Origin of the sequence: Xanthomonas dyei (assembly GCF_002939865.1) — a bacterium.
Lineage (GTDB): Bacteria > Pseudomonadota > Gammaproteobacteria > Xanthomonadales > Xanthomonadaceae > Xanthomonas > Xanthomonas dyei.
On record NZ_MDEE01000005.1, the window covers coordinates 87,331 to 100,406 of the forward strand.

At 64.4% G+C, this 13,076-nt stretch carries 16 protein-coding genes, 1 tRNA gene and 2 other RNA genes; 11 read left to right on the forward strand and 8 right to left on the reverse strand.

Annotated features, from left to right (window positions below; genetic code table 11):
- Window positions 1–117: 117 nt before the first annotated feature.
- Together XdyCFBP7245_RS05840 and XdyCFBP7245_RS05845 are read left to right on the forward strand one after the other, a co-directional pair.
- The gene (locus XdyCFBP7245_RS05840; RefSeq protein ID WP_104614801.1) at window positions 118–990 is read left to right on the forward strand and encodes an SPOR domain-containing protein; all 873 of its coding nucleotides are present in this window, start codon (window positions 118–120) and stop codon (window positions 988–990) included.
- Window positions 991–1,022: 32 nt separating this feature from the next.
- Window positions 1,023–1,098: transfer RNA gene (locus tag XdyCFBP7245_RS05845), tRNA-Thr, on the forward strand.
- Between the two features lie 30 nt (window positions 1,099–1,128).
- Here XdyCFBP7245_RS05845 and XdyCFBP7245_RS05850 read toward each other — a convergent pair.
- The gene (locus tag XdyCFBP7245_RS05850; RefSeq protein WP_104614802.1) at window positions 1,129–1,518 is read right to left on the reverse strand and encodes a nuclear transport factor 2 family protein; all 390 of its coding nucleotides are present in this window, start codon (window positions 1,516–1,518) and stop codon (window positions 1,129–1,131) included.
- A gap of 110 nt (window positions 1,519–1,628) precedes the next feature.
- Window positions 1,629–2,069 (reverse strand): YybH family protein, encoded by a 441-nt coding sequence (locus XdyCFBP7245_RS05855; protein WP_104614803.1) that lies wholly within the window; start codon window positions 2,067–2,069, stop codon window positions 1,629–1,631.
- A 127-nt stretch (window positions 2,070–2,196) separates the two neighbouring features.
- Between XdyCFBP7245_RS05855 and XdyCFBP7245_RS05860 the strand changes: the two genes are divergently transcribed.
- A complete protein-coding gene (locus tag XdyCFBP7245_RS05860) occupies window positions 2,197–3,123 on the forward strand; it encodes a helix-turn-helix domain-containing protein (RefSeq protein ID WP_104614804.1) in 927 nt (308 codons plus the stop codon).
- Between the two features lie 251 nt (window positions 3,124–3,374).
- On the opposite strand, the gene tmk is transcribed toward XdyCFBP7245_RS05860, so the two are convergent.
- Complete coding sequence (tmk, locus tag XdyCFBP7245_RS05865) at window positions 3,375–4,043, reverse strand: dTMP kinase (protein ID WP_104614805.1); 669 nt, start codon at window positions 4,041–4,043, stop codon at window positions 3,375–3,377.
- Between the two features lie 25 nt (window positions 4,044–4,068).
- Here tmk and XdyCFBP7245_RS23710 point away from each other — a divergent pair, with 25 nt between their 5' ends.
- Window positions 4,069–4,506 carry a hypothetical protein gene (locus tag XdyCFBP7245_RS23710; protein ID WP_146091649.1) on the forward strand — a complete coding sequence of 146 codons (438 nt, stop codon included), beginning with the start codon at window positions 4,069–4,071 and terminating at the stop codon, window positions 4,504–4,506.
- A gap of 298 nt (window positions 4,507–4,804) precedes the next feature.
- Here XdyCFBP7245_RS23710 and XdyCFBP7245_RS05875 read toward each other — a convergent pair whose 3' ends face one another.
- The 4 genes from XdyCFBP7245_RS05875 to XdyCFBP7245_RS05890 form a co-directional block, all read right to left on the reverse strand.
- A complete protein-coding gene (locus XdyCFBP7245_RS05875; protein WP_104614807.1) occupies window positions 4,805–5,344 on the reverse strand; it encodes a GTP-binding protein in 540 nt (179 codons plus the stop codon).
- Window positions 5,341–6,258, reverse strand: a complete 918-nt coding sequence (locus XdyCFBP7245_RS05880; RefSeq protein ID WP_104614808.1) for a hypothetical protein — start codon at window positions 6,256–6,258, stop codon at window positions 5,341–5,343. Before XdyCFBP7245_RS05880 ends, XdyCFBP7245_RS05875 begins: the two co-directional genes overlap by 4 nt.
- A gap of 109 nt (window positions 6,259–6,367) precedes the next feature.
- Entirely contained in the window at window positions 6,368–6,727 is a 360-nt protein-coding gene (locus XdyCFBP7245_RS05885) for a roadblock/LC7 domain-containing protein (protein ID WP_104614809.1), read from the reverse strand.
- A gap of 68 nt (window positions 6,728–6,795) precedes the next feature.
- On the reverse strand, window positions 6,796–7,248 hold the full coding sequence (locus XdyCFBP7245_RS05890) for a roadblock/LC7 domain-containing protein (protein WP_104614810.1): 453 nt from the start codon (window positions 7,246–7,248) through the stop codon (window positions 6,796–6,798).
- A 319-nt stretch (window positions 7,249–7,567) separates the two neighbouring features.
- Between XdyCFBP7245_RS05890 and rocF the strand changes: the two genes are divergently transcribed.
- From rocF to XdyCFBP7245_RS05915, 5 genes are all read left to right on the forward strand, one after another.
- Window positions 7,568–8,491: an arginase gene (gene rocF / locus XdyCFBP7245_RS05895; protein WP_104614866.1), complete on the forward strand. Its 924-nt coding sequence runs from the start codon at window positions 7,568–7,570 to the stop codon at window positions 8,489–8,491.
- A gap of 110 nt (window positions 8,492–8,601) precedes the next feature.
- Complete coding sequence (locus tag XdyCFBP7245_RS05900; RefSeq protein WP_055847227.1) at window positions 8,602–8,754, forward strand: entericidin A/B family lipoprotein; 153 nt, start codon at window positions 8,602–8,604, stop codon at window positions 8,752–8,754.
- A 78-nt stretch (window positions 8,755–8,832) separates the two neighbouring features.
- Entirely contained in the window at window positions 8,833–8,967 is a 135-nt protein-coding gene (locus tag XdyCFBP7245_RS05905; RefSeq protein WP_005989324.1) for an entericidin A/B family lipoprotein, read from the forward strand.
- Window positions 8,968–9,213: 246 nt separating this feature from the next.
- The gene (locus XdyCFBP7245_RS05910; RefSeq protein WP_104614867.1) at window positions 9,214–9,423 is read left to right on the forward strand and encodes a CsbD family protein; all 210 of its coding nucleotides are present in this window, start codon (window positions 9,214–9,216) and stop codon (window positions 9,421–9,423) included.
- 173 nt (window positions 9,424–9,596) lie between these two features.
- Entirely contained in the window at window positions 9,597–10,886 is a 1,290-nt protein-coding gene (locus tag XdyCFBP7245_RS05915; protein ID WP_104614811.1) for a tryptophan--tRNA ligase, read from the forward strand.
- 191 nt (window positions 10,887–11,077) lie between these two features.
- Here the strand turns inward: XdyCFBP7245_RS05915 and XdyCFBP7245_RS05920 are convergent.
- A non-coding RNA gene (locus XdyCFBP7245_RS05920) (sX9 sRNA) lies at window positions 11,078–11,153 on the reverse strand.
- 62 nt (window positions 11,154–11,215) lie between these two features.
- Between XdyCFBP7245_RS05920 and XdyCFBP7245_RS05925 the strand changes: the two genes are divergently transcribed.
- Window positions 11,216–12,160 (forward strand): MBL fold metallo-hydrolase, encoded by a 945-nt coding sequence (locus tag XdyCFBP7245_RS05925; RefSeq protein WP_104614812.1) that lies wholly within the window; start codon window positions 11,216–11,218, stop codon window positions 12,158–12,160.
- Window positions 12,161–12,877: 717 nt separating this feature from the next.
- Window positions 12,878–12,953, forward strand: a non-coding RNA gene (locus XdyCFBP7245_RS05935) — sX9 sRNA.
- Window positions 12,954–13,076: the final 123 nt, after the last annotated feature.

Consider the following 13,076-nt stretch of genomic DNA (forward strand, 5'->3'; position numbering starts at 1 on the left):
GGCGCAAGCAAGGTGGCTTCTAGTTACGCACCGAGAGTGTGTTGCGCGCCTGGTCCCGCCGCGGCGCCGACGCTTCGCACTCCCCCCAAGCCACATGACACGCTCTAAAATCGACGCATGTACGTACGCGCGCTCATCGTTGTCCTGATCATCCTCAATGCCGGGGTGGCACTGTGGTGGGCGTTGCAGCCACCGCCGACGCCACCGGCCTCACCGCCGCAACCGTCCGGGGTTGCCCGCTTGGACCTGCTGCCGATGTTGCCGACCAAGGCGACAGCAGCAGCGGTGCCGCGTCTCGAAGTGACAACCGCTGCAACGCCGGATGCCGGTGCTGCGGCTGATTCCACTACGCCGTCTCCTGCGCCGATGGCAGCACCAACGCCTGCGCCCGAACCTGTGCCAACACCGGCGGTGGCCGAGACGGCACCGCGTCCGGCCGACGCGGCAGCGGCAGCGGCAGCGAAGAACGTTTCGAAATCTGTTGAGGAAAACACCGCCGTCGCCAAGCCGGCTCCAGTGCCGACACCGCCGGCCGCCCCGGAGCGCTGTGTCAGCGTGGGGCCGTATGCGGCACGCAGCGATGCCGATGCCGCGCTGGCGCGCGTTCGCGGCCAGGTCAGCCGCGCCAGCGTGCGCGAGGACGCCGACGCCGGGGTCAGTACGTTCCGGGTGATGCTGCCCAATGTGGGCAACCGCGCCGTGGCGCAGGCCTTGGTCAAGCGCATTGCGGCCGCCGGCATCGGCGACTATTACGTGATCGCGCAGGGCGAAGACAACACGGTTGCGCTGGGGCAGTACCAGAGCCGCGAGCGCGCCGAGCGGCGTCAGGCCAGCCTGGTGAGCGCGGGCTTTCCCGCGCAGTTGGTGCCCAGCGGCAGCGGCCAATCGCGCTGGTGGGTCGATATGCGCAGTACGGCGACGGCCGTTGCGTTGCAGAGCGCCGCAGGCGCAACGCGGCAACGATCGCTAGATTGCTCCGCGCTGCGCTAGAATGCGCACCGGCGCGCAACGCGCCTGCCTTTGCCGGCATAGCTCAGTTGGTAGAGCAACCGCCTTGTAAGCGGTAGGTCCCCAGTTCGAATCCGGGTGCCGGCACCACGAAGGCCTTTCCGCTGCGGGGCTTGGCTATCAGCGTCCCCAAAATGCGTCTTCCTGGATTTGATCGGCCGAGAATAGCCGGACTTCGACGATCTTGCCGTCCTCGATGCGCAGCAGATCCACGCCGGCCTGCTTGAGCGTGACGCCGTTGGCCTGGCCGGAAAATTCCAGCGTGATGGCCACCCAGTCGCCACTGGCCATGTAGTCATCGGCACGGCTGATGGCGAAGGTGCCGTTGGAGACCTCCATCATCTTGCCCAGCATCGGCCCGACCACCGCCATGCCTTGGTGGGTGCCGGAGAATTGATGGTTGCCGGGCTGGTGCCAGATCACGTCGGGCGAAATGAGGCTGCCCAGCGTTGCGTGGTCGCCGGTCTGGACCGAGGTGATGTAGGACTTGGCAATGTCGATGGTGTTCATGGTGGTTTCCTCGGTTGGTTGAAATGTAAGCGTGCAAGGCCTGCAGGCGTGGGTGCCTGGTTGGCCGATCTTTAGTGGGAGTGAAGCGCGGTGCGGTCTGCGGCGATAGGTCAGGACATCAGGCTTTGCTGGGCGCCGGGATGTAACGTGATCGACCAATGGACGTGCACGACGCGCCAGCGTCCTTCGATGTAGCGGAAGACCTGTGTCGAATTCCAGGCAGTACCCGGCGTCTCACCGCCCTGGCCGTCGCCGAGGATGTTCTGCAGGTTGTAGTGCAACACAGCCATGTCGCGGTTATCGCTGACCATTACCACCGGCTGGATATAGTCGTTGCGCAGGATCTTGAGCTTGCCCTCGAACACGTTGCGGAAGTAGGCCTCCACCGCCGCATGACCGTCCAGACGCAGCGCGGTCAGGGGATCGAAATACGACACCTCGTCGCTGTAGGCCTCCAGTGCGCCATCGACGTCGCCCTCATTCCAGCGTGCGTTGATGCCGTTGTCCACGGCCAGAATGGCCTGGGTGATCCGTTCGATATCGGCGTGCATCGTCTGTTTTCTCAGGAAAGTGGGGGCGTGCTGTGGGAGTGATTATTGGACTTGATTGGCCGACGCGAGCGGTCCAAAGTGGACGGCGAATGATCATTTCCGGACATCTTTCAAATGGTGCAGGCCGATGACCAGTTCCGGGCGCAGCCGTTCTGCGAAGGCGCAGGCGAGATCGCAGATCCTGCCGTTGGCCTATCACCCGCAGGCCCCCTATCGTCTCGACCTTGAAGTCTTCACGGTTGCCGATCTGCGTACCCGCGCACCCCGGGAAGCAGTGCAGGCGACGCACCGCTACGGATTCCACACCTTGTTGTGCGTGACCCAGGGCGTGTGCACCCAGCTGATCGACTTCAAGGCGATCGCCTGCGCGCCAGGTTCGCTAGTGATCGTGCGGCCCGGCCAAGCGCACAGCTATGGCATCAAGGACGACTGGGATGGGTGGAACGTGATTTTCCGCCAGGAGTTCGTGCTGCCGGCAGCAACAACGCCGGGCGATCTGAAGCTCGCCTTCGACCTGGGCAAGCTGCCGGACCATGTGCAGCTCGGTCGCGATGACTTGAAGCGGCTGACCGATGTGATCGTGCAGATGCGCCAGGACACGCTGATGGAGGCGCCGCAAGACGACGTGCACGCGCTGCTGCGTCATCAGCTGCATGCGTTGCTGACGCGGCTCAGCATTGTGCATGGCCGTACCCACGTGCGCGATGTTGCGGTGTCTGCGGCGCTGCGCCGCTTCCACCGGTTCCAGCAGCTTGTCGAAGACTATTTTGCACAGTGGCATCAGGTTGCCGACTACGCCGATCGGCTCGGGTGCACGGAAAAGAGCCTGGCGCGCGCAGTGCAAGCGGCGATGGGCACCACCGCAAAGACCTTCATTGCCGCACGGATCAACCTGGAAGCCAAGCGCCTGCTGGTGCACACGTCGCTGCCGGTTGCCGCAATCGCCGAAGAACTGGGCTTCGACGAAGCGACCAACTTCAACAAGTTTTTCAGGCGGGAAGTAAGTTGCACGCCGTCGGAATTTCGGCGGCGGTATCGGGTTGCCGAGCGATAGCGACCGCCTGCATGCGACTGCGCAAAGAGCGGTGGCCCGCCGCCATCTCCGCCATCGGGACGTGATGGCGCGACGCGCCTGATGCGGCAGCGGCTTCGTCGGGACACCTGGCTGGCCGTGCCCTCAGCGCAACCGCTCTCCTCAGCAAGCGGGCCGAGCTCCCGTGTGCGGGTAAGTCGCGCGTAGCTCGCAGCTTGAAAATCTGCATCGCGCAGCGGTGGTGCTGGCTGCGCGGCAGGACGCTTGGCAGGTCAGGCCGGGCGACCAGCCGAGAGCAGTTCCAGCACGGCCTTGCCGGCGTCGCCGCTCAAGCGTTCGGCCAGGGCTGCCACGACAATGGCATGGGTTTGCCGCAAGACGCTGTCTGCATCGGCGCTGGCGTCCACGACATGTTTACCCGGCAATTGCAGCGCGGCGAAGATGGCACGGCAGCGTTCCAGGTTGTCCTGGGTTTCGAAGTGGTTGGGTGCGTCGCCGCGGGCGCGGATGCGGGCCAGGCCGGTGGGTGGCGGCAGGTCGAGCAGCAGCAGCACGTCCGGGCGCGGCGCGAAGGCATTGCGTTCCAGCAACTCGTCCAGCGGCAGGCCGGCGGCGCCCTGGTAGGCGACCATCGACGGAAAGTAGCGGTCCAGGATTACGATGTCGCCGCGTGCCAATGCGGGGGCAATGAGGGTGTCCACATGTTCGTGGCGGTCGCGGATCAGCAGCTCGGCTTCTTCGTCGGCGCTCAGGCGGCCGGTGGCGGCGGACTGACGCAGCTGGGTGCCCCAGGGGCCATTGGTCGGCTCCTTGCTCAGCACGACGCGGGCGCCGGCCGCTTCCAGTGCGTTGGCCAGGCTGCGGGCGAGGGTGGTCTTGCCGGCGCCGTCGATACCTTCGATCGCGATCAGCAAGCCACCGGGCTTCAGTTCGATTGTCATCGCGCTACTTTATCCGATCGTGGCAATGGATCCGTCGCTGGCGATCTTGCAGGGCTTTCGCCCTGCATTGCTGCGGGGGCGCTGGATCACGCAATGGCATGCACGCAAGCGACAATCTTCGTCCCACATGAGCACGTTGCGCAGGACGGTGACGATGGCGGCGCCCCGCTGGCACGTCATCGCGCAACGCTTGCCGGGCACGTCATGCGTGCGCATCCCGCCATCTGCCATCCACAAGCACCCAGCGTTCGAACACAGCCCGCCGTCGAAGATATCGATGGCGCATCTGATGCCGAGCGGACGTATCTACCAGCGCCTGGACACCTCACCCGCGCGCTGCCAAGCGCGGCAATCGCCGCAAGACGTCGGTCTTTGGCTGTGTGCAGCGGCGATCACTGCATCTGCGCCAATAGTGCGGTTCACGCGTGATACCGCGGGTTGTTCACAGGTTCCCCGGCCGTAGCGTTCCCTGGCGCTGCCGCTATTGCCGATTCACTATCACGGGTATGTCCTGCGCGATGTCGGGAATGTCCCGATGTCACCGCTTCTGTCCGCTCGGCATACTGAATAAGTCAGACGCAGCGCTCATTCGTATCATGACTGAGTCGCGTTTCTGGCTTCAAGGAAGAAGGACGCGTCGCCGCCACCCTAGAGGCGGCATCCCCCGCGTGACGCCCTTTTAGGCCCGTCGTGACCGGATTCCTTGTTTATTTTTGCGCGGTTTACCGCTAGCCCGCCGTACCATTACCGCGCGCCGGCAATCAGCTTGCCGAGGTATAGCGATAGGACAGCAGCGATTTCACCAGGAAGGTGATCTGGGTGGCCGAGCGCGCATCCACGCGCATGACCGGAATGCGGAAGCCTTCGGCCGCCAGCGCATCGCGAAATGGCGGCAGCAGAAAGTCTTCGACCTCGTCGGTCATGGTGATGCCCACGGCCAGGCTGGCGTCCGGTGCGATCTGCGAAAACTCACGCAGCAGCGCCAGGGTCGCCTCCAGCATCTGCGGGTCGCGCGCATTGGTCAGCACGATCACGCCCAGTGCGCCGTCGCAGACCAGCGGCCACATGAAATCCAGATATTTCTGGCCGGGCACGCCGTAGACGTGCAGCAATTCGCCGTCTTCCAGCTCGATGGAACTGTAGTCCAGCGCGACCGTGGTGTAGGTCTTGTCGCCAGAGGCATCCTGGCTGAGCGGCATTTCGGTGCTGACCGGCTCCACGTCGGAGATGGCGCGCACCGCGGTGGTCTTGCCGGCGCCCATGCCGCCAACGAACACCAGTTTGTTGGCTGGAAGACTCATGACTGCGCCTGCGAAAGAGAGAGGCCAAAGCGACGTGCGACCCAGGAAAAAAACCGGGAGTTGCTGCTGTCCGGACGACGCGGCGGTGACGGCACGGAAATCTCCGCAGTCTGGGCGAGGCCGCTGGCAAGTGCGGCGGCGAACAGGCATTCCACCGTCTGCAGCGGCAGCTTGCAAGCATTGGCCAGCGCCTGCGGGCGCCAGGGGCGCGCATGCAGGTGGGCAATGGCGAGCAGCTGCGCAGGCGAACTGGTGTCGACGCTCAGCTCCGGCCACTGCCGTAGCTGCAACGCACGGCTGGCCTCCACCGCCGGCAGCGCGGGGCGCAGGTGCTCGGGCAGGGCGAAATACAGCGCTTCGAAGGAGATGCGTTGCGTCAGTGCGGCATCGGCATCGCCGGTCACGGACTGCCAGCCGGGGCGATCCAATGCGGCAACGAGCTCCGATAGCGACAGGCCGGCTGGCAGGTGCAGGCAGCGACTGGATAGGTCCACGCGCACCTGCAGGTGCGCAGTGCGCAGCAGCACCGGGCCTGCGCCGAATTCGCCGCGGCAATGGCGCAGCAGCAGCGCCGGTTCGGCCACCTGGGCAGCGTGTGGCGAAGACAACAGCAGACGCATCTGTTCGTTGAGTTCGCGCACGGTGGCGCCGTGCTTGAGCCAGGCGCCGGCGACCGGCGTGCGCGAGACCACCAACACGCGCACCGGCTGGCCTTGCAATGCCTGCCATGCGGCCAGGCCATCGGACGTTTCCAGACCCAGCACCACCACGTCGGCCGCATGCTGCGGCCATTCGCCCAACTGCACGTCGATACGCTCGGCGAGCAGCAGCGAGCACGCCAGTTTCAGGCGCGTGGTGTGCAGCAGATCCAGGCCGGCCGTGGCGACCCGCATGGCGTGAATGGGTGTGGTCATGAGAGGGCGCAGGCGTGGCGCAAAAGGTCGTGGCGCAAAAGAACGACAACACCTGCCGGTACGCACCGGCAGGCAGGGTCGGCGACGCGGATGCGCCGCTGGACAGGCATCAACTGAAATCCAGGGTCTTTTCGAACGCCTTGAGCTCGTGGCGGGCCATGGCCAGATTGGCCTTGGCGCGATCCAGCACGACATACAGAAACAGCGTGCCGTTGCTCTCGAGCGGACGCAGCAGGTGGTACTGGCGCGACAGCGTGATCAGGATGTCTTCGATGGTGTCGTGCAGACCGAGCTGCTCGGCGATGCGGCGCTTGGCACGCACCACTTCGGTATTGCCGGCTGCGGCCAGCTCGAGGTTGAGTTCGGTGCCGCCGGTCATGCCCAGGGCCATGCCGCTGTCGCTGTCGACCAGCGCGGCGCCGACGAAACCGGCGAGCGAATGCAATTGTTCCAGATTGAGTTTTGACATCGGTGGTCCCCTTCCAAACGGTGAGAAAAATCGGTGCGCTCGTGCAAGCACGAACAATGCCAACAGCATCAGCCGGCCGGTTGCGCCAGCGCTGCAGCCAGGCGGCCGGCGCAGTCGCGCGCGTTGAACAGCAGCGCGGCTGCATTGAGGTCGGCGCCGCCTACGGCGGTCAGCGTCAGCGGTTTGTCGGCACGGATGCGGATCAGCACCAGCTGCCCGCCACGCGTGCTGATGGTTGCGTAATCGGCTTCGCTCAAACTCGACTCGCGCGCCAGCGTCTCGCCCAGGGTCAGGAACGAATTGGCCATCGCGGCCAGGCGGCGCCCGTCCACATCCAGGCTGGATTGTTCGGTAATGGCGCGGCCATCGGCGGTGGACAGCATCAACAGCCGGATGCCCGGCTCGCGCTCGATGGTTTGCGCGAATTCGCGCCCGATCCGGTGCAGGTCGTACTGATGCGATGCCCGCGCGACTTCGCCCACGGCAGCCTTGACGACCTGGTTGACGGCGTTATGCGGCATGAAACTCCCCTGTTGCTGATGGCCCGAGCGCGTACGTGATGCGTGTGCTGCGCTGGCCGGCGCACCATACCACCGAGGTATTAGTGCTCAGTCACACCAGCCTCAGGCGCTTAACTGGGCGGTCAGACAAGCAGAATCTGCAATGTCCAGCGCGCCACAAACTGCCGTGGCACGTCACTGTAGCGGCGCGTCGAGGCAGATCTAAACCCGTCCGTTGTGCCGGCAGACAGATGCAAATCGCATGCCGTGTTGCGCTGCCGCGCGTCACTGCGCGGGCGCGCCACTAGACTGCATGGCTTTATCGATGCTGGAGCAATGCATGGCAACGCAGTACGTGCCGGTTTCCCTGATTGGCGTTCCCACCGACATCGGTGCCGGCCACCGTGGCGCACGGATGGGGCCGGAGGCGCTGCGCATCGCCGGCTTGCAGGAGGCCTTGATCGGCCGTGGCGTGGAGGTGCGCGATCTGGGCAACCTGGATGGCCCGCGCAATCCCTGGCAGGCGCCGCAGGCCGGTTACCGGCATCTGGACGAAGTCGTCGCCTGGAACCAGGCGCTGATGGACGCCAGCTACGCCGAGCTGCAGGCCGGACGCATGCCGATCATGCTGGGTGGCGACCACTGCTTGGGCATCGGTTCGATCACCGCAGTGGCCAAGTACTGCCGCGAACAGGGGCGCCCGCTGCGGGTGCTATGGCTGGACGCGCATTCGGACTTCAACACCAGCGAAGTGACCCCCTCGGGCAACGTGCACGGCATGCCGGTGGCCTGCCTGTGCGGGCTGGGCCCGCAGGCGCTGACGCATCTGGGTGGCAACGCGCCGGCGCTGCTGCCCGAGCAGGTGCGGCAGATCGGCATCCGCTCGGTGGACCCGGAAGAAAAACGCCTGATCAAGCAGCACCGCATCGACGTCTACGACATGCGTTACATCGACGAGGCCGGGATGAAGCGCACCATGGAAGCCGCGCTGCAGGGCATGAGCGCCGACACCCACCTGCATGTGAGCTTCGATGTGGATTTCCTCGACCCCAGCATCGCGCCGGGCGTGGGCACTACGGTGCCGGGTGGCCCCAACTACCGCGAGGCGCAGCTGGTGATGGAGATGATTGCCGACACCGGGCGCATGGGGTCGCTGGATATCGTCGAACTGAACCCGGTGCTGGACAACCGTAATGCCACCGCCGAGCTGGCGGTGGATCTGGTCGAAAGCCTGTTCGGCAAATCCACCCTGATGCGAGATTGATCCAGCGCTGAACGAGGCAGGCCCTCGTTCACATCAAATCCACGTCCGCGCAGTCAGATTTGGCGCCAAGCGAGGTGCGTTGGCACCGGGCGCAGACCGAGGAAGAGCAAATGAAGCGACTGCTGACACTGATGGTGCTGGGCCTGTTCTCGGCCGGCGTGATGACTGGCTGCAATACCATGGCCGGCGCCGGCAAAGATATGCAGGGCGCGGGCGGCAAGGTCGAAAAGACTGCCGAGAAATGCAGCGACGGTAAGTGCTGATCCGTCACCGGTTGGTGGCGTTTGTCTGATTCGATTGATCTGCGGCAACGCGCCGCTTTACCCACGAAGGAGTCTGTTATGAAGCGTGCAATTGTGCTGCTGGTGCTGTCGATGTTCTCGGTCGCGATGCTGTCGGGTTGCAACACCGTCGCAGGTGCCGGCAAGGACGTGCAGGGCGCTGGCGAGAAGGTGGAAGACGCAGCGCGTAAGTGATCTGACGCCGCATGCAACAAAAACGGGCCGCAAGGCCCGTTTTTTTGTCCGGCAGCTGTCGGGCCCCACCGATGCGCAGGGCGTGACCGCAGCGCCTCGCGCGGAGGCGCCGATGCGCTGTGACACGCCGGATGCGCCCGTTCAGTGCGGTGATTGCCGGCTTGACACCTCTTGATGCACAGCAAACGCCCGCGTAGGCAACCTGCCAGCACGGTCAATCGCGGCCGCATCAGCGGAGTCAACGCAATGAACACTGACGTCATTTCCGGCAAGTGGACCCAGCTCAAGGGCAAGATGCAGGCCAAGTGGGGTGATCTCACCGACGACGATTTCAAGGTTGCCGAAGGCAATGCCGAATATCTGCAGGGCAAACTGCAGGAACGCTATGGCTGGGACCGCGACCGCGCCCAGACCGAAGTGCGCGCATTCGAAAAATCGCTGCGCGACGACACCTGATCTGCGCACAGCGCCGCTCCGGCAACGGTGAGCGAGGCAGCTGAGCACCGATGAATGCAACGGGCCGCCATGTGCGGCCCGTTGTGCGTCTGTCAGGGGCGCATCCGGGGATGGGGCGATGAGCAGCGCACGGAACCGTTAAACTTGCGCGCTGACTCCCTGGCATTACGCAGATGACCACTCGCGTTCTCACCGGCATCACCACTTCCGGCACCCCGCACCTTGGCAATTACGTCGGCGCGATCCGTCCGGCCATCCAGGCAAGCGCCGGCGACGATGCGGAGAGCTTCTATTTCCTGGCCGATCTGCACAGCCTGATCAAGGCACAGGACCCGGCGCGCACGCAACGCTCCACGCTGGAAATCGCCGCCAGCTGGCTGGCCTGTGGCCTGGACCCGGACAAGGTCTGGTTCTACCGCCAATCGGATGTGCCCGAGACCACCGAGTTGATGTGGTTGCTCACCTGCGTGGCCGGCAAGGGCATCCTCAATCGCGCGCATGCCTACAAGGCGGCGGTGGACAAGAATCGCGCCGACGGCGAAGACGACGATGCCGGCGTGAGCGCCGGGTTGTTCATGTACCCGGTGTTGATGGCGGCGGACATTTTGATCTTCAATGCGCACAAGGTGCCGGTAGGACGCGATCAGATCCAGCACATCGAAATGGCGCGCGATTTTGCGCAGCGCTTCAATCATGTGTACGGGCACGAGTTTTTCACCTTGCCCGATGCGGTGATCGACGAGCAGGTGTCCACCTTGCCTGGCCTTGACGGCCGCAAGATGAGCAAGAGCTACGGCAATACGATTCCGCTGTTCGCTCCGCGCGAGGAACTGCGCAAGCTGGTGTTCTCGATCCTGACCGATTCGCGTGCGCCGGGCGAAGCCAAGGACACGCAAGGGTCGGCGTTGTTCCAGCTGTATCAGGCCTTTGCCACGCCGCAGGAAACGGCCGCCTTTGCGCAGGCATTTGCCGACGGCATCGGCTGGGGCGATGCCAAGCAGCAGTTGTTCGAGCGGATCGACCAGGAGATCGCACCGCTGCGCACGCGTTACGAGGCGCTGATGGCCGAGCCGGCCAAGATCGAAGCGATTCTGCGCGCCGGCGGAGTACGCTTGCGTGCGCGTTACGCCACGCCACTGCTGGCCGAGCTGCGCGCTGCGGTGGGTCTGCGCGATCTGTCCGATCAGGCGGGTCCTGCGGCCGCGCAGGCGGGCGAAAAAATCGCCTTGCCGGTGTTCAAGCAATACCGCGAGAACGATGGCCAGTTCTATTTCAAGTTGAACGACGGTGCCGGTGCGCTGCTGTTGCAGAGCGACGGCTTCGCCTCGCCACGCGATGCAGGCCAGCTGATTGCACGGCTGAAACAGGCCGAGCAGGCCAGCGATCTGCAACTGCCAGGCGTGCATGCGCAGGTGCAAGCCGATGCGGTCCTTGCGGCGATGCGGGTGCTGCGCGAGGCGTGATCGATGCGGGTGCGGCAAGGTGCGGCAACCGCCTTGCGCGCGTGGGGATTGCATCGCAGCTGCAATGCCGAGATCCGGCAGCACGTCTGCCTAGTGCTTGAAGTCGTCGTGTTAATGCATCGTTGCCTGGAATCATCGGCACACCGCGCGCCCACTGCCTGCGCCTACACTGCGGCTGTCTTTTTTAGAGCGGCTAGCGACACGTAGCGAGCAGTTGTCAGGTGGTTGTGGACGCCGCGCAGTGACCCGAGTGTGCGTGTGGTACATCCCACACCGAACAGAGGCCGTACAGTCGTTTTGTCAGTTGCTCTTATCGCCACGGAATATGAATGACCGCATTGAACGATCCCAGCATCCACACCATCGATACCGGCTTTGGCGGCGTGCAGTTCGACGCGGCGTATCTGATTGTCGAGGGGCAACGCGGGGCGCTGGTCGATTGCGGGACCTCGCTGTCGGTGCCGCACATGCTGGCGGCAGTGCGGGCCTCGGGGCTGACGCCGGCGCAGGTGGAATGGTTGATCCTGACCCATGTGCACCTGGATCACGCCGGTGGTGCCGGTGCCTTGCTGCAGCATCTGCCCAATGCGCGCGTGCTGGTGCATCCACGCGGTGCGCCGCATTTGATCGACCCCACACGCCTGATTGCCGGTGCGACCGCGGTGTATGGCGAGGCGGAAATGGCGCGCAGTTACGGCGAAATCGTGCCGGTACCGGCCGAGCGCGTGGTGGAGGCGGTCGATGGTCACTCGGTGTTGCTGGGCGAACGCGCGCTGCGTACGATCGATACGCCGGGACACGCGCGCCATCATCTATGCGTGTGGGATGCACGCAGTCGTAGCTGGTTCACCGGCGACACCTTCGGGCTGTCGTATCGCCAGCTCGATAGCGCGCAGGGCGCTTTCATCCTGCCGACCTCTTCGCCGGTGCAATTCGAGCCGGAGGCGATGCTGCAGTCGATCGCGCGGCTGATGGAGACCGCGCCGGAGGCGATGTATCTGACCCACTACGGGCGGGTCACTTCGCCGGAGCCATTGGCGCAGGCGCTGATCGAGCAGATCCATGCGATGACCGCCATCGCACTGAGCTGCGCACAGCATACGGACCGCCATTGCTGCATGGTGGCGGTGTTGACCGAACTGTATCTGGAGCGCGCCCGCCTGCACGGCTGCCGCCTGGACGACGCGGCGGTGGCGCAGTTGCTGGCGATCGATATCGAACTCAACGCGCAGGGCCTGGCGTGTTGGCTGGATCGCGCAACGCGGACCAGTTAGCGCGCTTGGAGTGGCTGGAAAAAACTTCTAGAACGCTGCATCAATGGCGGCGTGGATGCCGTCGAACCAGTCGATTAGCTCTGACGCTGACCTAGGTCGTGAGCGTCAGTGTCGGTTGGATGTTCCCAAGCCGAGCTAGTCGAGGGCGCGATGCCCTCGCCGCTTGCGGGACACGCCGTGAATCCGTCCGTGGAGGCTCCTTGGCGGCATCCATGCCGCCAAGGGTCCCGCAAGCGGCGAGGACACCGCGCCAGAAAGTAAGTCGGTTGCTTTCTTGAAAGCTTGTTGGTTGCTCGGCTTGCGTTGGAAAGCTCACCGAAACCACGGTGATCCGAACAACATGCATCGTGCGTTGCTTGCACCCTGCATACCGACATTCCCGACTGGCCCTTGCCTGCCGATCGTCTCTGGACCTTACGACGCGGCATGGATGCCGCGTAAGCGCCTTACAAGGACGGACTTGCGGCGTGTTCCGCGATGGTGGGCGGGCAAGAGCCCTGCATCCAAGCCGCAGATCGGCCGCTCTGCCCGCGATGCATCCATACCGTAGGAAAGATGTTGTGTGTGATCTGCTTCATCGGCGTTTGGCGAAATGAGACATTCTCGATGACGCTATCTGCGCGCTAGCTTCACTCAAACAGCGCCCCCGCGCTTTAGAGCGGCCAACAAGAGGACTGTGCTCACCGCCAGGCGGGCGCAGCCGGTGCTCGGTGCGGCATGTACCACGCGTCCACTCCGGTTCCTCCGCCCCGTCCACACCCACCTGACGACTGCTCGCGACGTATTGGTAGCCGCTCTAAGCCAGGAGTGCAGTCCATGCAATTGAATGCATTCTCGTGTCGTTGCGCTCCGGTGTTGGCTGCACGCTTGTAAACTGTGTGTCATCTATCTGTTGCAAGGCCACGCCGTGAACCCG